17 protein-coding genes are annotated in these 18,819 nt (G+C 68.2%); 6 read left to right on the top strand and 11 right to left on the bottom strand.

The features are described from left to right. Positions 1-17: 17 nt before the first annotated feature. Positions 18-1,241, bottom strand: a complete 1,224-nt coding sequence (locus DQP58_RS02040) for a PPE family protein (protein WP_112706840.1) — start codon at positions 1,239-1,241, stop codon at positions 18-20. A gap of 953 nt (positions 1,242-2,194) precedes the next feature. On the opposite strand from DQP58_RS02040, the gene DQP58_RS02035 reads away from it, so the two are divergent. Then, the gene (locus DQP58_RS02035) at positions 2,195-2,413 is read left to right on the top strand and encodes a hypothetical protein (RefSeq protein ID WP_112706839.1); all 219 of its coding nucleotides are present in this window, start codon (positions 2,195-2,197) and stop codon (positions 2,411-2,413) included. Positions 2,414-2,472: 59 nt separating this feature from the next. Here DQP58_RS02035 and DQP58_RS02030 read toward each other — a convergent pair whose 3' ends face one another. Next, positions 2,473-2,850: a hypothetical protein gene (locus DQP58_RS02030; protein ID WP_112706838.1), complete on the bottom strand. Its 378-nt coding sequence runs from the start codon at positions 2,848-2,850 to the stop codon at positions 2,473-2,475. Between the two features lie 45 nt (positions 2,851-2,895). After that, entirely contained in the window at positions 2,896-4,428 is a 1,533-nt protein-coding gene (locus tag DQP58_RS02025; RefSeq protein ID WP_112706837.1) for a DUF4185 domain-containing protein, read from the bottom strand. A gap of 841 nt (positions 4,429-5,269) precedes the next feature. Between DQP58_RS02025 and DQP58_RS02020 the strand changes: the two genes are divergently transcribed. The 3 genes from DQP58_RS02020 to DQP58_RS02010 are packed head-to-tail and all read left to right on the top strand — an operon-like array spanning position 5,270 to position 8,493. Continuing rightward, positions 5,270-6,496, top strand: coding sequence for an acetyl-CoA acetyltransferase (locus tag DQP58_RS02020; protein ID WP_112706836.1), 1,227 nt, complete (start codon positions 5,270-5,272; stop codon positions 6,494-6,496). Between the two features lie 3 nt (positions 6,497-6,499). After that, entirely contained in the window at positions 6,500-8,014 is a 1,515-nt protein-coding gene (locus tag DQP58_RS02015) for a carotenoid oxygenase family protein (RefSeq protein WP_112706835.1), read from the top strand. A gap of 2 nt (positions 8,015-8,016) precedes the next feature. Next, positions 8,017-8,493, top strand: coding sequence for a VOC family protein (locus DQP58_RS02010; protein ID WP_112706834.1), 477 nt, complete (start codon positions 8,017-8,019; stop codon positions 8,491-8,493). 4 nt (positions 8,494-8,497) lie between these two features. Here the strand turns inward: DQP58_RS02010 and DQP58_RS02005 are convergent, their stop codons facing one another. The 8 genes from DQP58_RS02005 to DQP58_RS01970 all read right to left on the bottom strand — a co-directional run bounded on the left by DQP58_RS02005 (position 8,498) and on the right by DQP58_RS01970 (position 16,450). Next, positions 8,498-8,932, bottom strand: coding sequence for a hypothetical protein (locus tag DQP58_RS02005; protein WP_112706833.1), 435 nt, complete (start codon positions 8,930-8,932; stop codon positions 8,498-8,500). Between the two features lie 69 nt (positions 8,933-9,001). After that, positions 9,002-9,769: a VOC family protein gene (locus DQP58_RS02000; RefSeq protein ID WP_112706832.1), complete on the bottom strand. Its 768-nt coding sequence runs from the start codon at positions 9,767-9,769 to the stop codon at positions 9,002-9,004. An 83-nt stretch (positions 9,770-9,852) separates the two neighbouring features. After that, positions 9,853-10,326 carry a type II toxin-antitoxin system Rv0910 family toxin gene (locus DQP58_RS01995; RefSeq protein WP_066866772.1) on the bottom strand — a complete coding sequence of 158 codons (474 nt, stop codon included), beginning with the start codon at positions 10,324-10,326 and terminating at the stop codon, positions 9,853-9,855. 3 nt (positions 10,327-10,329) lie between these two features. Next, positions 10,330-10,518, bottom strand: coding sequence for an antitoxin (locus tag DQP58_RS01990; protein WP_112706831.1), 189 nt, complete (start codon positions 10,516-10,518; stop codon positions 10,330-10,332). A gap of 65 nt (positions 10,519-10,583) precedes the next feature. Beyond that, positions 10,584-12,974: a cation-translocating P-type ATPase gene (locus DQP58_RS01985; protein ID WP_112706830.1), complete on the bottom strand. Its 2,391-nt coding sequence runs from the start codon at positions 12,972-12,974 to the stop codon at positions 10,584-10,586. Continuing rightward, positions 12,971-14,563 carry a serine hydrolase gene (locus DQP58_RS01980; RefSeq protein WP_205869310.1) on the bottom strand — a complete coding sequence of 531 codons (1,593 nt, stop codon included), beginning with the start codon at positions 14,561-14,563 and terminating at the stop codon, positions 12,971-12,973. Before DQP58_RS01980 ends, DQP58_RS01985 begins: the two co-directional genes overlap by 4 nt. Before the next feature lie 40 nt (positions 14,564-14,603). Next, the gene (locus DQP58_RS01975; protein ID WP_112706829.1) at positions 14,604-15,716 is read right to left on the bottom strand and encodes an MBL fold metallo-hydrolase; all 1,113 of its coding nucleotides are present in this window, start codon (positions 15,714-15,716) and stop codon (positions 14,604-14,606) included. A 2-nt stretch (positions 15,717-15,718) separates the two neighbouring features. Further along, on the bottom strand, positions 15,719-16,450 hold the full coding sequence (locus tag DQP58_RS01970; RefSeq protein WP_066866782.1) for an enoyl-CoA hydratase: 732 nt from the start codon (positions 16,448-16,450) through the stop codon (positions 15,719-15,721). Between the two features lie 27 nt (positions 16,451-16,477). Here DQP58_RS01970 and DQP58_RS01965 point away from each other — a divergent pair, with 27 nt between their 5' ends. Both DQP58_RS01965 and prrA read left to right on the top strand, forming a co-directional pair. After that, complete coding sequence (locus DQP58_RS01965) at positions 16,478-17,968, top strand: carboxyl transferase domain-containing protein (RefSeq protein ID WP_112706828.1); 1,491 nt, start codon at positions 16,478-16,480, stop codon at positions 17,966-17,968. Positions 17,969-18,094: 126 nt separating this feature from the next. Next, the gene (gene prrA, locus DQP58_RS01960; RefSeq protein ID WP_112632790.1) at positions 18,095-18,805 is read left to right on the top strand and encodes a two-component system response regulator PrrA; all 711 of its coding nucleotides are present in this window, start codon (positions 18,095-18,097) and stop codon (positions 18,803-18,805) included. Positions 18,806-18,819: the final 14 nt, after the last annotated feature.

Genomic DNA, 18,819 nt, shown 5'->3' with positions numbered 1-18,819 from the left:
TGCGATGCCGGCGCCGGCTACTCCCGCGGGTCGTCGGCGTTGATGACGATGATCGTGGCAGTGGTCGCAACGCGCCCCAATGCGCCACTCGCACAGCCCATTCCGCGGGCATAACCACCACCGGCCACGGCCACGGCGCGGCCGGTCAGACCGGATGCGGCCACGTTGCCGAACAACGACCCCGGTCCCTCTGCGGTGAGGGCCGCCGGAGCGCCGGCGAGATCCGCCTGCGGCAACACCGCAGCCACCGACCGGATCTCCGGCGCGGCCGCGGCCCATCCCGGTGGCACCGACAAACGCCCGACCACACCGGCGCGACCCGTGGGCATTGCGCCGCCGGTCGGGAACGTCGAACGCACCACCCGCGTCTCGGAACCGAGGCCTCCGCCCAGCGACCCGAGCTTCGATCTGTCCCTGTCGAGGCGCTGCCTCGCGCTGTTCACGTTCGCCACGTTCTGGGGCACCAGATAGTTTTCGACGCCCAGTAGGTATGGACTGCCGCCGATGCCGAACAGCGAGACGGGTCCCAACGGGCCCGTGAGGGCCGAGTCCAACGCCGACAGCAGCGACGGGGGATCGGCGGCTGCGGGCGCCGCCAGACTTTGTAGCGACTGCGGGACGGCCGAAATCAGTTGTGGTAAAGCCGATTGCGTGTGAGTCACGACCGACCCGCCGGCAGCGTTGGCGACGGTAGCGGCTTGTGCCGCCGTCCCGGCCGGGTTGGCGGTCTGCGGCGCCTGGGTGAACGGCGTCATCTGAGCGGCGGCCGCCGAGGAACCGGCATAGCCGTACATCGCCGCGGCATCCTGGGCCCACATCTCGGCGTACTCGGCCTCGGTTGCCATGATCGCCGGAGTGTTTTGACCGAGGAGGTTGGTCGCGATCAGTGCCATAAGCCGCGCACGGTTGGCGGCGACGATCGGGGGCGGCACGGTCGCAGCGAACGCGGCTTCATAGGCGGCCACCGCCACTCGCGCCTGATCGGCGGCCTGCTCGGCTTCGGCGGCGGTCACGCTCATCCACGCGACATACGGTGCTGCCGCCGCCGCCATCATGCCCGACGAGAGGCCACGCCAATCACCGGTCAGGCTCGCGATCACCGACTCGTACGACGCCGCCGCGGAGTGCAGCTGGGCGGCCACCCCATCCCACGCCGCCGCGGCGGCCAGCATCGGGCCGGCGCCGGGGCCGACGTACATCCTGCCGGAGTTGACCTCCGGCGGTAGGAATCCGAAATCCATTGTTATCCAACCTTTTTTCGGTGCAACAGTCGTTCCATGCGTGCCATGCACCGGCCGCCGCACCGTCAACTGAGCCGAAAAATTATTTCGTGCCTCTGGCCTCGTGCGGCCCGATGCGCATTCCCCTAGCAGGGCTGCAACACCGATCGGATCGGGCGCGGGCGGCGGGAGCTATGACATCAGTTGTTGTGTCGCACAGCGATTCGCTAAACCGCAGACCGTGACCAGGAACCCTGCGACGTGGCTACGGCCGTTCTTCGGCCATTGCAATAATCGTCACCGTCGTAGTAGCGCAACGCCGGTCACGACATGAAAGGGTCAACCTCGAATGGTTAGGATCCCCTGTTGCGCCACGGGCGATGCCGTCGACGCTGCAGGTATGACTCGACGCGGCGATTATGGGTATCCGCGATGACTTCGATTGCGCGCCAGCTACCTTGACGGGTCTGCTCGGCGATGAACGCGGCGAGGAAGGGCCGTCCCCGGGTGAAGTGACCGGCCGGCACCGGGGCGTGACCCGGGCGGCGCAAAGCGATTCCACAAGCGCACGCCGCAAACACTGACGGCGAGCTCCCCTCCAGAGACCTCATTGCAATGCTCCTGCTTGCACGGCTTTGTGCCGCAAGAAAATCCCCGCTCAACAAGTAGACGAACAGAACACGATCGTACTTTTCGTTGTGGCGCGGTGTCCAGCTTGCGTTCATCCACGTTGTCTAGTGTCTAGCGCTTCTCCGCGGGCGCCCACCGGGGGAGGCGCGCCGGAACCGGGCACTGCGGCGCATGTGGCCCGCCGGCCGTCCGGCCGTTGGCCCAGCCGCCGCCAATTGGTCGGCAGTCACCATTCGAGTTCCGCCCGAAAGCCGGAGAAGAGGACTAGCATCTATAACGTGCGTGTGAGGGAAGAAGCGTAGCGCCCGTCGCTTCGTTGGGGCATGGGATCTGCCGAGCCTGCGATGCGGAAGCTAGTCGCGACACTGATGGCCGCTGGGGCCGTGCTGTTCAGCGGGGCTACCGCCAGCGCCGAGAACCAACCGGCGCCGCCTCCCCCGCCCGCGCCTTCGTTCTACGCACCGAAGTGCCTGAGTTTCGACCCCAATCCGCCGGCACACTGGAACTACCTGCCCTGCGGTTGGACCACGGACGGCAAGCGGTGGATTCCGCCGCCGCCGTGACCGATACCCCCTGACACAGAACGGCGACGACGGCATGGCGAAACGCCTTGCGCCGTTTGCTAACTGGCTTTGAGGTGTCCGCCTCCCCGGCAGCTAACGCCGCAGACGCCCGCATCCCCCCGGGCGTCTGCGAGCGAAAGCGCCTGGTCGATCGGAACACCACTGCAGTCCAGGCCGTTGACCACCAGACCCAGGCTGATCGCGCCGTCGGCGCGGGTTCCTTCGATGCACACCTCGATGTCCCGCAGGCCCGGCCTGCCGACCGTCCAGAAATCCGGACGGTGACCGTCGAACACCGTGTGGGTCTGCGCGCCGTCGCCCCTCGACGCCGCGCCCGCCGACGAACTGGGCACGTCGTCGGGTAAGGCCGCCGCCGCGAGAGGAGTGAGCGGGTCGGCCAGGCCGCAACAATTGTCGTGATACTCCAAGGCGATCATCGTCGCCCTCCTCTGACTCGGCCATCGTTGTTCGGTGGCAATGCTTTACGGCAGCACGGTGTGCATCAGCATCACGTCGTATGCCGACCACAACGACAGGTTGAAGTACAGGTCTCGTCCCGACGACCAGGGATGGATCATCGGCGCGTAGATGCCGCCGGGCATCTGGAAGGAGGACACCAGCGGTTGCTCGGGACTCCATGGGCCTTGCGGCGTCGGCGCGGTCCTTGCCACTACGTCGTTGCTGCCGCCGTCGGTATAGAGCACCAGGTACTGCTTGAGATAACTGTTGTACTGCGCTGACATTTCGCCGACCGGTCCCGGGAAGATCGGCGTCGCCGCGCCGGGATTGTTTGCGACCCAATGGCCGCCGTTGTCGCCGTTCCAGTACTGGTACTTGGTCAGGTCGGGCAACTGATTCGGTGGGACGCGGGACAAAAACGCCGCGCCGCCACGTCCCGACGGGGTGCCGAACTGGTAGAGGTAGCCGTCGTTGCCCTTCAGGAACGCGCCCATCTGGAAGTTCTCATTGCCCGGCGTAAACCCGGCTCCCGGAATGGCATCCGGTGAGGCGGTGCGGATGGTGGTAGGGAAGATCCCCCAGTTCTGGCCGTTGTCATTGGACCTGGCGATCGCCGAGTAGTTGGTCGACCACTCGCCGTCGCGGCCCCACTGGCGGATCGACATGTAGCTCATGTATTGCGTGCGGCCCATGGACATCGCCGCGGTCGGGATGATTCCGGTCTCGTGCGCCGCCTTGTGGATGGTGTTGACGACCTGCTTGGACAGCCCGGGCGCCCACACGGGCGACCCCGAATACCGGTCGTTGGCCACACCGTCGGCGATGTGAATCCCCTTGGACAGGTCGTGGTCGTTGCTGCGGAACAAGGTGTTGTAGCGCCACTGCTGGCCGTGCACCTTGCAATAGCCGAACGTATCACCGAAGGCCATCAGTACCTGACGGTTGGCGGGATCGCCGTTGTCCCAGGCGATCCCGAGGTCGGTACCGGAGATGCTGAAGCGTTGCAGGGTCTTGTTCGGACCGTTCGGTCCGGTCACCCAGTCGACCAGCGACGTCGGCGCCCCGGCGATCGAAGGGGGCGGCGGTCCCGGCTCGGGCTGCGGTTGCGGAATCGGCGCGGCGTTGGGACGCAGCTGGTTGGCATTCGGCGGCAGCGCGGGAACCCCGGGCGCGGGCGGATTGGGGCCGGGCGGGAGCACCTCGGCTTGCGGATACATCGGCGCGGAGGGGTCGGCTCCGGGCCCTTCGGCTCGCGGATGCACCGGTGCGGAGTACTGTCGGCCCGGAGCGGCCGGCTTGAGCAACGACGAGATCAGCGGACCCAGCCGCGGCAGCGGCGCCTGGTCATTCGTATGCGTGGGCCTGCGCCCGGTCGGCGGCTGGACGACCGGCTGCGGCGCGGGCATGGACACCGGCGGGGCGGGAGGATCGACGTTCGCCTCGGGCGCCCCACACGGTGTGGCGTTTGCAGTTGGCGCGGGCCCGATCACGAGGACGAATCCGACAGCGGCCGCCGACGCCATCGTGAGCGACACACTTCGCAGAAACGCCGACATGTAACACCTTTCGAGGGTAGGACGCCGGTCCTAAGCGGGCTCATGTGACGATAGTGATCTACGGGGCATATGTGACCAGTGATGAACCGATAGGTATCCATCCGTGACCGTGTCGCAACGCGGAGATCGCGGCGGTGCAGCAGCCATTTGACGGTTAACTCCGAGCCGATCCGTGCAGTTGAGAGGCGTTGTCGGCTTTGCCATTCTCGCCAACACAGTCGACTATGCGGCGCCGGAAGCGCTGCCAGGATGGCCCACGGGCCGATCGGACCGAACCGAGGCGCCTTCCCGCCGGCGGGCATGCCTGCCGCTCGGTGACCGGGCATTGCGCACACGGGTCCATCGGCGCCCGCGCGGTTGTTTCGAGGCGCGGCGGTGGGTGGCGACGCCACTTTGCTGAGCAACTCGAGGAGACGGCAACGACATAAGCCGGCGCGGCGACCCGTCGTCCAGCCCCGGGCAGCGGAGCGCTGCGCCGGTCGCGCCCCCGCCCGCATCGGTACAAGCGCACCACATTGGCGCAGCTCAGCCTCTCGCCGACGGAACCGACCCAACGCTGTTGCACACACGCAAAACGAGATCCGCCATTCGCCTGGCACCGCGCGAACGGCGTGCCACACTGAAACAGATTGGGTCAGCATGTTTGTCGACCGTCATGGGCGGCAATGATCCAACAGAGGCGAGCACGTCGGCCGGCCTTCGTGTCCGCCTAGGTCCCGTCGGTTCAGCCCGAGAGCCGACGGGGCCGCCCTTTCTTCGGGGCTTTCACCGCCTGACACCGGTCCGCAGCGGCTCGCCGATAGGCCTCAACAACACAGCCGTGCGGGAGTACCGTCGGCGTATGGATGGGCCGCGCGGTGTGTGGATTCTCGGTGGTTACCAAAGCGATTTCGCGCGCAACCTGACCAGGGAAGGCCGCGACTTCGCCGCGCTGACCGTCGAGGTCGTCGACGCCACACTCACCGCGGCGAAGGTCGATCCGGTCGCCATCGAGGTGGTGCACGTCGGCAACGCCTTCGGTGAGATGTTCGCCCGCCAGGGCCACCTCGGGGCGATGCCGGCCACGGTTTGCGACGGCCTGTGGGACACCCCGGCCTCGCGGCACGAAGCGGCGTGCGCGTCCGGCAGCGTGGCGGTGCTGGCGGCGATGGCCGATCTGCGATCGGGCGCATACGACACCGCACTGGTGGTGGGCATCGAGCTGGAGAAGACCGTCCCCGGCGACACCGCCGCCCAGCATCTGGGTGCCGCCGCGTGGACCGGACACGAGGGCGCCGACGCCCGCTACCTGTGGCCGTCCATGTTCGCCCAAGTGGCCGACGAATACGACCGGCGGTACGGCCTGGACGACGCACACCTGCGAGCCATCGCACAGCTCAACTTCGCCAACGCTCGGCGCAACCCCAACGCGCAGACCCGCGAGTGGACCATCCCGGACCCGATCGGCGACGATGACGCGACCAACCCGATCACCGAAGGCCGGCTACGGCGGTTCGACTGCAGCCAAATGACCGACGGCGGCGCGGGTTTGGTGCTCGTCAGCGACGCCTATCTGCGCGAGCACCCCGATGCACGCCCGATCGGGCGCATCGACGGGTGGGGTCACCACACAGTCGGGCTGGGACTGCGACAGAAACTGGACCACGCCGACGGCGACCCGTACGTCCTGCCCCACGTACGGGCCGCGGTCGCCGATGCGTTGCGCCGCGCGCGGCGCGGCCTCGACGACGTGGACGGATTCGAGGTGCACGACTGCTTCACCCCCAGCGAGTACCTGGCCATCGACCACCTCGGGCTGACCGGTCCGGGTGAATCGTGGAAGGCCATCGAGAACGGCGAGATCGAGATCGGGGGCCGGCTGCCGATCAACCCCAGCGGCGGGCTAATCGGCGGCGGACACCCGGTCGGCGCGACCGGCGTGCGGATGCTGCTCGACGCGGCCAAGCAGGTCAGCGGCGCCGCCGGCGAGTATCAGGTCGACGGCGCGCAGACCTTCGGCACGCTGAACTTCGGCGGAAGTACCGCCACCACAGTCAGTTTCGTCGTCAGCGGCACCCAAGGCGCATGAGCCATGGATGTTGAAATCGTCGGCAAGTTCCTGACAACCCTGCCCGAAGACGACGATCACCCCTACCGAACCGGGCCATGGCGCCCCCAGACCACCGAGTGGGACGCCGACGACCTCGTCGCCGTCGAGGGTGAGATCCCCCGCGACCTGGACGGCGTCTACCTGCGCAACACCGAGAACCCGCTCCACCCCGCACTCAAGACCTACCACCCGTTCGACGGCGACGGCATGATGCACGTGGTCGGCTTCCGCGACGGAAAGGCCTTTTACCGCAACAGATTCATCCGCACCGACGGTTTTCTCGCCGAGAACGAGGCCGGCGAACCGCTGTGGCCGGGTCTGGCCGAGCCCGTCCAGCTTGCGCGCCGCGAGAAAGGGTGGGGCGCGCGCACCCAGATGAAGGACGCGTCTAGCACGGACGTCATCGTCCACCGCGGGGTCGCGCTGACCAGTTTCTACCAGTGCGGTGACCTGTACCGGATCGACCCGTACACGGCCGACACCCTCGGCAAGGAGTCCTGGAACGGCGGCTTCCCGGCCGACTGGGGGGTGTCCGCACATCCCAAGGTAGACAACAGAACCGGCGAACTACTGTTCTTCAACTACAGTAAGCAAGAGCCGTACATGCGTTACGGCGTCGTCGACGAGCGCAACGAGCTCGCACACTATGTCGACATCCCGCTGCCCGGGCCGCGGCTCCCCCACGACATGGCGTTCACTGAAAACTACGCCATCCTCAACGATTTCCCGCTGTTCTGGGATCCTCAGCTGCTCGCACACGACGTGCATCTGCCCCGCTTCTATCCCGACATGCCGTCGCGATTCGCGGTGATTCCCCGCCGCGGCGGCACCGGAGACATTCGCTGGTTCGAGGCCGACCCGACGTTCGTGCTGCACTTCACCAACGCCTACGAAGTCGGCGACGAGATCGTGCTCGACGGATTCTTCGAGGGCGATCCGTCTCCCCTGGATACCGGAGGGACCAAGTGGGAGAAGCTGTTTCGCTTCCTCGCACTGGATCGCCTGCAGGCCCGGCTGCATCGGTGGCGCTTCAACCTGGTGACCGGCGCGGTGCGAGAAGAGCGGCTCTCGGAGTCCATCACCGAGTTCGGCACCATCAATCCCGAGCACGCGGGCGGCGACTACCGCTACACCTACGCCGCCACCGGCAAGCCCGGCTGGTTCTTGTTCGACGGTCTGGTCAAACACGACTTGCGCACCGGGCACGAGGAGAAGTTCGCCTTCGGCGATGGCGTCTACGGCAGCGAGACCGCGATGGCGCCGCGCGCGGGCGCCATCGGCGAAGACGACGGCTACCTGCTCACCCTCACCACCGATATGACCGCCGACGCCTCCTATTGCCTGGTGTTCGACGCCGCCCGGGTCGGCGACGGCCCGGTGTGCAAACTGCAACTGCCCGAGCGCATCTCCAGCGGCACCCATTCGACGTGGGCGCCCGGAACACAGCTGCGGCACTGGCGCACCATGGAGTCGGCGGCCGCCGCGATTGGGCTGTGACGATGCCGCATCGCCGCCGGATGACGCACTGGCCCGCACAGCTGGCCTCAATCGGCGGTCTGCGTTTCGCTCGCCGGTCGTCGAATTTCTCTGAGACGGTGCGGTTTTACCGTGAACTAGTGGGGCTGCCGCTCTATGAGACTTTCGAGGGAAGCTACGGCAACAACGGCGCCATTTTCGGACTGCCCAGCTGGAACCTGACGCTGGAGATCGTCGAATCGCCCGAGCCCATCGCTGTGGACCAGCACGAGCAGCTGTGCCTGTACTTCCCCGACAAGCGGGCCCAACAGGCCGCGATCGCCCGTCTTCTAGCGGCCGGGACGTCGCCTGTCGAACAGCACCCCTATTGGGCGGCCACCGGTGCGGTCACCTTCCGCGACCCGGACGGTCGCGAGATCGTGTTCGCGCCCTTCGTGTTCGGTGTCAACGAGCCCGACCACAGCGCCAGTTCGGGCAAGCACGAATTCCCGTCGGCCTGACGGTTCAGCGGCCGGGCCGGCCGGAGGCCAGCGCCGCGATGACGGCCACCAGCGAGCACGCCACCGCGCAGACGGCAGCGCCCGCCCCGACATAGAGGCCGTATTCGGCCGACACCGGCGGGCTGACGTTGATCTTGTAATACCACACCGTGAGCGCCACCAACAGCGACGAAACCAGCAGGGCGGCAACCGAAGCCACCTTCACCGAGAGGCCACGACCGATCATCGCGCCGACCACCAGCAGCGAAGAGGCCAACAGCACGATGAGCTGGCCCGCGCCGAATCCCCGCGGCAGTTCCAGGTTGCCGTGGGCGCCGCCGATGGCGTTGGCCCAGCCCCCGCCGTTCACGTTCGTCCTCAGCCACGGCAGCCATGCGCTGGCCGACACCACCACGGCGAAAAACGCCACCAGCCAACCGGGACGGAGTCGGCGAGTCATGCTAGCGAGATTAACGGACTGCGGCACCGGGCCGCGTGAGCGCGCGTGCGGCTCGCCGCACTTGGACCGCTAGGTCGGCAGCGAGGACAGGTTGAAGATCACACCCGTCGGATCGCTCGCGGCGGCCAGCCGTCCGTACGGGGTGTCCTCGGCGTCTCGCACCACCGCGCCGCCGTGGTCGGCGATCACCCGCAGCGTCTTGTCGACATCCTCGGCGCCGAAGAAGATCACCCAGTTCGGCGGAATCTCCTCCGGCAAAGCTGCGCCGTCCATCACGCCGATCAGCTCCTCATCGCCGAACCGTGCAGTGCTGTAGCGGAATTCGTCTGTATCGGAAACCGACTCGGTCTGCCATCCGAGCACGTCGCGGTAGAAGTCGAGGGCCGCGCCGTAGCCGCGTGTGGTCAGCTGGTGCCAGACCGGACTGCCGGGCGCCCCGATCAGTTCGAAACCACGGTGCTCCAGCGGCTGCCACAAGCCGAACACCGCGCCGGTTGGGTCGGTCGCCACGGCCATGTGGCCCTTCGCGGGCACCTCGATCGCCATGCACACCGACCCACCGGCGCCGGTCACCGCGGACAGCGTGGCGTCGAGGTCGGCGGTGTGGAAATAGGTGGTCCAGTGGTCCGGTGACCCAGCTTCGGGCCGATTGGCCATCAGGCCGGCGACCTTATGGTCGTCCTTGGCGGCGTTGACGTATCCGTGGTACTCGGGACCGGCGGCTTCGAACGTCCAGCCGAAGACCGCGCCGTAGAACTCCTGGGCACGGGCCACGTCGGATGTGGTCAGGTCGATCCAACAGGGAGCGCCCAGCGGCGCGCTGTCACGGGTGGGCACGGTGACCTCCTTGGGGCGTCTGGCCCCCGGACGAGGGGGCGTCACCCTGATCGACTGCCGCCTAGCCGAAAACTCATCGGCGATCAGCCGTGCGCCCTGCCGTCGCCGTTTGTGCTGGGGTCGGATCGGGTGAACACCGTGACGAAGTTCTCCAGCGACCGGTCGATGTCGCCCCGCAGGGCGGCGGCGACGATCATGCCGATCGGCCCGAACAGCGCCGGGCCGCCCAGGTGCACGTCGAAGCTGACGACGGAGCCGTCGTCCTTGGGCGCGATCTTGGCCATCAGCTTGACCTTGACCCCGCCGACGCCGTCGCCGTTGAGCGTCATGCCCTCGGGCGGCTTGTAGCGCACCACCGTCCATTTGATCCGGTTGTACATGCCCTTGACCTCGACGATCGACTCGACGACCGTGCCCTTTTCGATCTCGTCGGGCAAGGTGCTGCGCCACACCCGGTGAATGGTCAGCCAGTCCTTGTACCGGGACAGGTCAGAGGCGTGCTGCCAGGCCACCTCGGGTGGCAGCGGGACATCGATGGATCCGGAAAGCTTGGCCATTGCTCAGTTCTGCTGGTCGCCGGTGTCCGCGGTGCCGGCGGCCTTCTTGGCCTGCTCCTGCACCTGGTGGATGGTGTCGGTGTACTTGCCCTGCGTCTTGTCGTCGACGAACTCGCCGGCCTTGTCGATCGCCATTTCGACCTTGTCGGCGTTCTGCGACAACAGGTCCTTCGCCTTGTCCAGGAATCCCATGCGCCCTCCCTTTTCCCGGCATCGTACTTGGCCGGTGACGACGCCCTGCGGTGAGTTCGGCGCTCTCAGCGCCACAATCGCGGCTGCACGCCCAGCACTTTGGCCCTGATCCACCACGTGGCCTCGATCGCGGCCGCGCCCAGCACGCCGACCCCCAGCGCCGTGGCGGTCACCGCGACATTGGAGGGGTCGAGCAGGAACGCTTTGCGCGCCAGCGGCAGGCTGAAAATCACCACATAGGCCAGGCCCGAAGCGATTACCAGCGCCACCCGCCACCACTGGTAGGGGCGGGCCACCACCGCCAGCACCCACAGCGCCGTCATCAGCAGCGTGATCAGCGCCGCGGTCGACGCCTGATCCTGTTGGACGTAGGTGGCGTGGCGGCCGTGATAGGCCAGCAGGTAGGACGCGAACGTCGCGGCGCCGACGATCAGCCCGCAGGGCAGCGCGGAGGTGAGCACCCGGCGCACGAAACCCGAGTGGGCCCGTTCGTTGTTGGGCGCCAGCGACAGGATGAACGACGGTATGCCGATGGTGAACCAGGCCGCGATGGTGACGTGGATGGGTTGGAACGGATACAGCAGCGGGTCGGCATTAAGGGGTTTGGCGAGCAGGCATTCGATGCCCACCAGCAAGGCCAGCAGCACCGAGTACACCGTCTTGGTCAGGAACAGGTTGGCGACGCGCTCGATGTTGCCGATCACCCGGCGCCCCTCACCGACGACGTAGGGCAGCGTGGCAAACCTGTTGTCCAGCAGGACGATCTGGGCGACGGCGCGAGACGCCGGGCTGCCGGAGCCCATCGCGACGCCGATGTCGGCGTCCTTGAGGGCCAGCACGTCGTTGACACCGTCACCGGTCATCGCCACGGCATGGCCATGCGACTGCAGGGCGTGCACGATGGCGCGTTTCTGGTCCGGCCGGACCCGACCGAACGTGGTGTGGGATTCCAGCGCGTCGGCCAATGGTGCCGGCTCCGACGGCAATTGGCGCGCGTCCATCGTCTCGCCGTGCAGCCCGAGCTTGCCGGCGACGGCCCCGACCGACACAGCGTTGTCGCCGGACAGCACCTTGACCGAAACACCTTGCCCGGCAAAGTAATCCAGCGTCTCGCGGGCGTCCGGTCGCACCTTCTGTTCGAGGATTACCAGCGCGACGGGGGTGACGCGGCCCGGCGCGTCCGGGTGGTCGACGGCGACGTCGCCGGCGGCGACCAGCAAAACCCGCATCCCCTGCGCGCCGATCCGCTCGGCCTGTTCGGCGGCCGCCGATCCCGGCTCGAGCAGCACGTCCGGCGCTCCCAGCACCCAGTTGCCGTGGTCGGCGAAGGACACACCGCTCCACTTGGTGGCCGACTTGAAAGGCGCTGTCGCCGTGGCGGTCCAGCCGGGTGGCTCGCTGTAGGTCTCGGCGATCGCCCGCATGCTCGCGTTGGGTCGCGGGTCCTGGGCGGCCAACGACGCCAGCACGTCGGCGATGGGCGGGCGCTGCCCCGGTTCGTCGAGTTCGTCGACCCGCGCGACCCGCATGCCGCTTTCGGTCAGGGTGCCGGTCTTGTCCGCGCAGACCACGTCGACCCGCGCGAGTCCCTCGATGGCGGGCAGCTCCTGCACCAGGCAGCGGCGCTGACCGAGCCGGACCACCCCGACCGCGAACGCGACCGACGTCAGCAGCACCAGCCCCTCGGGGACCATGGGCACCAGCGCGCCGACGGTGCGCAGCACGGCCTGCCGCCAGCCGGTGTGCGTGGTGGTGAACAACTGGGTGTAGATGGTGAGCAGACCGGCGGGCACCAAGAGGTAGGTGATGAACTGCAGGATGCGGTTGATGCCGTTGCGCAGTTCGGATTTCACCAGGGTGAACTTGCTGGCCTCCTCGGCGAGCCTGGTCGCATAGGCGTCCGGTCCGACCTTGGTGGCGCGGTAAACGCCGCTGCCCGCGACGACGAAACTGCCCGACAGCACCGCGTCGCCGACGGTCTTGGCGATGGGGTCGGCCTCACCGGTCAGCAGCGACTCGTCGACTTCCAGGTTCGCCTCCTCGACGATCTCGCCGTCGACGACGACCTGATCCCCGGGGCCCAGCTCGATGATGTCGTCCAGCACCACCTCGGCGGGCGGCACCGCCCGGGTGCCGGATTGCCTGCGCACCAAAGGTTTCGCCTGCCCGACGATCGCAAGCTTGTCCAGGGTCTGCTTGGCCCGGATCTCCTGAACCATGCCGACGACACTGTTGGCGATGATCAGCAGCCCGAACATGCCGTTGATCAGCGAACCGGTCGCCAGCACGATCAGCAGCAGCACCCCCAGGATCGCGTTGATCCGGGTGAAGACGTTGGCGCGCACGATGTCGGCGATGCTGCGCGTGGCGCGTTCGCGCACCGCGTTCGTCTTGCCGTCGGCCACCCGCTGCGCCACTTCGGCGTCGGTCAGGCCAGACGTAGCGGCGAGAGTCATCGCGTGAAGGTCCCCAGCTTGTCGGAGTCGTAGTATTCCAAGTTCAGCGAAGGCGTCGGCGAACCAGAAAATGTAGCCTTGGAAATCGTTCCGGGTGGGGCGTTTTCGTCGGTCAGGCCGAAGGTGAAGGTGTCGCCGTCCCAGTGGGTGAGGGTGAGGGTCCGGTTCTTCGGACCCATCGCGAGTTGCAGCGCGCCGTCGCGTTCGGTGACGACGGCCGGCCCCCAATAGTCGCTGGCGTAGACGCCGGCGTATTCGCCGAGCGGTCTGGCCGGTGCGGGGTTGGCCGGGGGTCGCTTGCCCACCAGTGAGCCCAGCGGGTTGTTCAGCCAGCCGATCGCCTTGTTGTACAGGGACCCCCAGTCCTCGCGGATGTGGCCGTACTGGACGAGGTCCATGAATTCGGCGGTCAGCGTTTCCGGGATGCCGTAGGGCGCGGCGTTGGTCAGCGCGATGATGCCCAAATCCTCGGCGGGCAGCGCGACGAAGTTGGTCGCCGCGCCCAGATCGAAAGCGCCCGAATGGCTGTACTCGGTGCGTCCCGAGGAATCCACCGAGGAGTTGAAGCCGTATCCGTAAAACCCGGTGCGCGCCGGCGGAGTTTTCGCGGGCGCCGACACCACCTGCGGGCTGATGGCGGGCAGCAGCGCTTCCGGTGAGGTGATCCGCCGGCCGTCGTAGGTTCCGTTGCCCAGCAACATCATCAGCCAGCGGGCCATGTCGTTCACCGATGAGCTGACGCCGCCCGCGGGCGACTGGGCATCGGGGTCACGCTGGAACCGGGCCTGCCACGTGCCGTCGATCTTGATGTGGTTGACCGCATGGTTGGGCCGCGCCAGGAAATCGGCGAACCGTGAACTGGTCGACGTCATGCCCAGCGGGCGGTAGAGCACATCGTCGGACAGGTCCTCCCACGGCTTGCCCGCCGCGGCCGCCACCGCCTGCGCCGCGGCGGTGATCCCATAGTTGGTGTAGGCGTAGCTGATTCGGAACGGGTCCAGCGGCAGGTACTTGAGCCGCTCGAGCGTTTGCCGACGGTTGTAGCCCAGGTCTTCGAGCTTGTCACCGGCGTGGTCGGGCAGCCCCGAGCGATGCGCATACAGGTCGCCGACGGTCACATGGCCGGTGACAAAGGGATCGCTCAGCGTGAACCACGGCAGCTTGGCTGCGACGGGCGTGTCCCAGGCGACGACGTTATCGCTGACTTCGTGCGCGATCACGGTCGCGCCGACCGATTTGGACACCGACGCCAACTGGAAGACGGTGTCGGCGTCCACCCTGTTGTCCTGACCCTGCCCCTTGCTGACGTCCCTGATACCAAAACCTTTGGCATACAACACCTTCCCGCGGTGCACAATGGCCACGGCCATTCCGGGGATGCCGCTGCCTTTCATCAGGTCGCCGACCAGTCCGTCAACCTTGGCGACGGCCTCGTCGATGCGGCCGGCGGGGATCGATACGCCGAAGACCTGGTTGGGCGGGACGTCGGACAGTGTGGACGGCGGCCCGGCGGTCGGCTGGCCGGAACCGCAACCCGTCAGCCCGAGCACCGCCGCGGCGATGGCGGCCATGGCCGCGCGTGTGGTCACCCGCGCACCCTAACGCGGTGACGATGCGCGCCGCGGGAACCTACAGCCGCCACCAGGGATCGGATTCCCCCGGCGTCGCGGGATCGATGCGTTGACCGGGCAGCGGCACCGCCACGTTCACGCCCTCGGGTCCCGCGGCGGCGAGCAGGCGCTCAACCGGTTCCGCCCACGGGTGGGGGGCCAACCGGAAAGTGCCCCAATGAATCGGGACCAGCAGCCCACCGTCGGTGACGTCCAGGTGCGCCCGCACCGCCTCCTCGGGGTTCATGTGCACGTCGGGCCATGCCGTGTTGTAGGCCCCGATGGGCAGTAGGGTCACGTCGAACGGTCCGTGGTCGGCGCCGATCTGCGCGAAGCTCTTGGTGTAGCCGGTGTCGCCGCCGAAGTACGCGCGATGGGTGGGCCCGACGAACGCCCACGACGCCCACAGCGTTGTGTTGCGGTCCAGAAAGCGTCCCGAAAAGTGCCGCGCCGGTACGCAAACCACCGTGAGCTCGTCGACCTTGGCGCTCTGGTGCCAGTCGAGCTCGACGATGCGGTGCTCGGGTACCCCCCACCTGCGCAGGTGGGCCCCGATGCCGAGCGGCACGAAGAACGGGGCCCGCTGGGTGCGGGCCAGCGCCTGGACCGTGTCGATGTCGAGGTGGTCGTAATGGTCATGGCTGATCACCACTGCATCGATGGCGGGCAGCGCCTCGAGTTGGATCGGCGGCGGGTGCAACCGCTGCGGGCCGACGACGTCGGACGGCGAACACCGGTCGCTCCATACCGGGTCGGTGAGCACCCGGTAGCCGTCGATCTCCAGCAGCGCCGTGGAGTGGCCGAACCAGCTGACGGCCAGCCGACTCGGGTCGGCGTCGAGGATTCCCGGCGACGCCAGCGGGATCGGCCCCTTCGGCCGGCTGCCGCCCCGGTTCCCGATCAGCTCCCAGGCGACCAGCCGCAATTGCTCGCGGTCCATCCTGGCTTCCGAGGGGGGCTCGAGGTTGACGAAGGCGCCGTCGCGGTAGTTCGGCGACCCAGCCGTCACCTCGGCGATCGAGGCGGGGTGGGCACCGAGCGCGTCCGGCGCACCGTGCAGCGCTCGCACCAGCCAGCTTCCGGCCGCCAGCGACGCCGTACCGGCGACCAGCCGCAGCGTCCCCCGCATGATCGTCAGGCTCCCTGGAACTTCGGCGGCCGCTTCTCGATCCTGGCGACCTGGGCTTCGATGACGTCTTGGCTGCTCCAGGCCTTGTCGAAGAGTTCCTTATGCACCGGCCCGGCCTCCTCGATGGCGCCGTCGTCGTTGAGCACGCGCTTGGCGTGCTGGATCGCCAGCGGCGCCAGCCCGGCGATCTCTGCCGCCCAGGCCTGCGCGTCGGCGAGTGTGCCGATGCGGTTTGCCATCCCCGTTTGCAACGCCACGTCGGCGGGCAGCTTCTCCGCCGTCAGCAGCATCGCCCGGGCGCGGCCGTGGCCGACGAGGGACGACAACCGCCGGATGCTCCAGTTGTCCAGCGCCAGGCCATATTTCGAGGTCGGAAACTGGAAGAACGCGTCGGGAGCCACCACCCGCAGGTCGCATTGCATGGCCAGTTGCAGGCCGGCGCCGATCGCCGGGCCGTTGATGGCCCCGATGACCGGGATCAGCGTGGCGTCGAGCACCCTGTGCAGCTCGACGAGCCGGTCGGGGTAGTCGGCGGCGAAGGCGTCCCCGGACAGGTCCGCGCCGGCGCAGAACACCGTGCCCTGACCGGTCAGCACGATCGCGCGGGTGGAGCCGTCGCCCGCCTTGAGCACGGCCTCGCGCAGCTCCTCGACCAGCTCGGAGTTCAAGGCGTTGCGGCGCTCGGGACGCTGCAGCTCGATGGTCATCACGGCCTCGGCCTGGGTAACACCGATCATGGCAGCCACCCTATATAGCCTCGTCTCGTGAGTCGTATCACGGCTGGTCAACTACGCGATGCGGTGCTGGACGAAAATTCCTTCCTGCGCTGGGACACCGAGCCGCTGGCCGTGCCGGTAAGCGCGGCCTACGCCCAAGAGCTGGCCGACGCCCGCGCCGCGACGGGTCTGGACGAATCGGTGCTGACCGGCGAGGGGCGCATCTTCGGGCGCCGGGTCGCGGTCGTGGTGTGCGAGTTCGGCTTCCTGGGCGGCTCGATCGGGGTGGCCGCGGCCGAACGCATCACCGCCGCGGTGCAGCGGGCCACGGCCGAGGGGCTGCCGCTGCTGGCCTCGCCGAGCTCCGGCGGCACCCGCATGCAAGAGGGCACGGTCGCGTTTCTGCAGATGGTGAAGATCGCCGCGGCCGTGCGGCTGCACAAGCAGGCTCACCTGCCCTACCTGGTTTACCTGCGCAATCCGACGACCGGCGGGGTGTTTGCGTCGTGGGGCTCGCTGGGCCACGTCACGGTCGCCGAGCCGGGCGCGTTGATCGGCTTCCTCGGCCCGCGCGTGTACCAGCTCCTCTACGACGAACCGTTCCCCGAGGGCGTGCAGACCGCGGAGAACCTGCAGCGCCACGGCGTGATCGACGGCGTCATCCCGCTCGATGAGCTGCGCCGCACCCTGCACCGCGCGATGACCGTCATCGCCGACGCCCCCGAACCGCTGCCCGCCTCGGCGCCGCCGGAACCGACACCCGACGTTCCCGCGTGGGATTCGGTGGTGGCGTCGCGCCGGCCGGACCGGCCCGGGGTGGGGCTGTTGCTGCGACACGGCGCCACCGACCGGGTGCTGCTGTCCGGGACCGGCCAGGGAGAGGCGGCCACCACACTGTTGGCGCTGGCCCGCTTCGCCGGCCAGCCGGTGGTGGTCCTGGGCCAGCAGCGACTGACGGGTGGTCTGGTGGGGCCGGCCTCGCTGCGCGAAGCCCGGCGCGGCATGGCGCTGGCCGCCGAGCTGCGGCTGCCGCTGGTGTTGGTGATCGACACCGCGGGACCGGCCCTGTCGGCCGAGGCCGAACAGGGCGGGCTGGCCGGCCAAATCGCCCAATGCCTGGCCGAGCTGGTGACGCTGGATACGCCGACGGTGTCGGTGCTGCTGGGCCAGGGCAGCGGCGGGCCGGCGCTGGCGATGGTGCCCGCCGACCGGGTGCTGGCGGCGTTGCACGGCTGGCTGGCGCCGCTGCCGCCCGAGGGCGCCAGCGCGATCGTCTTCCGCGACACCGATCACGCCCCGGAACTCGCTGCGGCACAAGGCATCCGATCGGTCGACCTGCTGCGATCCGGGATCGTCGACGCCGTCGTGCCCGAGCATCCCGACGCCGCCGACGAGCCGGTCGAGTTCGCGCAGCGGTTGGCGCGGGCCATCGCCGCCGAGGTGCAGGCGCTGCGCGAACTTCCCGCCGCCGAGCGGCTGGCCGCCCGGTTGCGGCGCTACCGCAACATCGGTCTCCCCGACCCAGATCGCAACACGTGAACCACGCATAAGAAACGCCGAAGCGGCTATGCGTGGTTCATGCCTGACCCTCCGGGCGCCGGCCGAGCGGTCGTCGGGCAAGACTCCCGCGCAGCCTCCCACAGCCATAGTCGACAATCAGGCAAAATGGGCCGCATGGACACTGGAGCTAGCTCACCGCGGGTCTTGGTCGTCGACGACGATTCAGATGTGCTCGCGTCGCTCGAACGCGGTCTGCGGCTGTCCGGATTCGAGGTGTCGACCGCGGTCGACGGCGCCGAGGCGTTGCGCAGCGCCACCGAGACGCGCCCGGACGCGATCGTGCTCGACATCAACATGCCGGTGCTCGACGGCGTCAGCGTCGTCACGGCGCTGCGCGCGATGGACAACGACGTCCCCGTCTGCGTGCTGTCCGCCCGCAGCTCGGTCGACGATCGGGTGGCGGGCCTGGAGGCTGGCGCCGACGACTACCTGGTCAAACCCTTCGTGCTGGCCGAGCTCGTCGCGCGGGTCAAGGCGCTGCTGCGCCGCCGCGGCGCCACGGCCACGTCGTCCTCGGAAACCATCACGGTAGGGCCGCTGGAGGTCGACATCCCGGGAAGGCGTGCCCGGGTCAATGGCGTCGACGTGGACCTGACCAAGCGGGAATTCGACCTGCTGGCGGTGCTGGCCGAACACAAGACCGCGGTGTTGTCCCGCGCGCAGCTGCTCGAGCTGGTGTGGGGCTATGATTTCGCCGCCGACACCAACGTCGTCGATGTGTTCATCGGATACCTGCGCCGCAAGCTGGAAGCGAACGGCGGCCCCCGGCTGCTGCACACCGTGCGCGGAGTGGGATTCGTACTGCGCATGCAGTAATCAGGTCGGCCGGC

The organism is Mycobacterium colombiense, assembly GCF_003284975.1.
GTDB classification, from domain to species: domain Bacteria; phylum Actinomycetota; class Actinomycetes; order Mycobacteriales; family Mycobacteriaceae; genus Mycobacterium; species Mycobacterium europaeum_A.
The sequence above is the reverse complement of the archived record's forward strand: the minus strand, read 5'-3'. Positions and strand labels throughout refer to the sequence as shown.

Coding starts and splice junctions, on each gene's coding strand:
- DQP58_RS02040 (WP_112706840.1), bottom strand. CDS start 1,241: ATGGATTTCGGATTCCTACCGCCGGAGGTCAACTCCGGCAGGATGTAC.
- DQP58_RS02035 (WP_112706839.1), top strand. CDS start 2,195: ATGCGGAAGCTAGTCGCGACACTGATGGCCGCTGGGGCCGTGCTGTTC.
- DQP58_RS02030 (WP_112706838.1), bottom strand. CDS start 2,850: ATGATCGCCTTGGAGTATCACGACAATTGTTGCGGCCTGGCCGACCCG.
- DQP58_RS02025 (WP_112706837.1), bottom strand. CDS start 4,428: ATGTCGGCGTTTCTGCGAAGTGTGTCGCTCACGATGGCGTCGGCGGCC.
- DQP58_RS02020 (WP_112706836.1), top strand. CDS start 5,270: ATGGATGGGCCGCGCGGTGTGTGGATTCTCGGTGGTTACCAAAGCGAT.
- DQP58_RS02015 (WP_112706835.1), top strand. CDS start 6,500: ATGGATGTTGAAATCGTCGGCAAGTTCCTGACAACCCTGCCCGAAGAC.
- DQP58_RS02010 (WP_112706834.1), top strand. CDS start 8,017: ATGCCGCATCGCCGCCGGATGACGCACTGGCCCGCACAGCTGGCCTCA.
- DQP58_RS02005 (WP_112706833.1), bottom strand. CDS start 8,932: ATGACTCGCCGACTCCGTCCCGGTTGGCTGGTGGCGTTTTTCGCCGTG.
- DQP58_RS01995 (WP_066866772.1), bottom strand. CDS start 10,326: ATGGCCAAGCTTTCCGGATCCATCGATGTCCCGCTGCCACCCGAGGTG.
- DQP58_RS01990 (WP_112706831.1), bottom strand. CDS start 10,518: ATGGGATTCCTGGACAAGGCGAAGGACCTGTTGTCGCAGAACGCCGAC.
- DQP58_RS01985 (WP_112706830.1), bottom strand. CDS start 12,974: ATGACTCTCGCCGCTACGTCTGGCCTGACCGACGCCGAAGTGGCGCAG.
- DQP58_RS01970 (WP_066866782.1), bottom strand. CDS start 16,450: ATGATCGGTGTTACCCAGGCCGAGGCCGTGATGACCATCGAGCTGCAG.
- prrA (WP_112632790.1), top strand. CDS start 18,095: ATGGGCCGCATGGACACTGGAGCTAGCTCACCGCGGGTCTTGGTCGTC.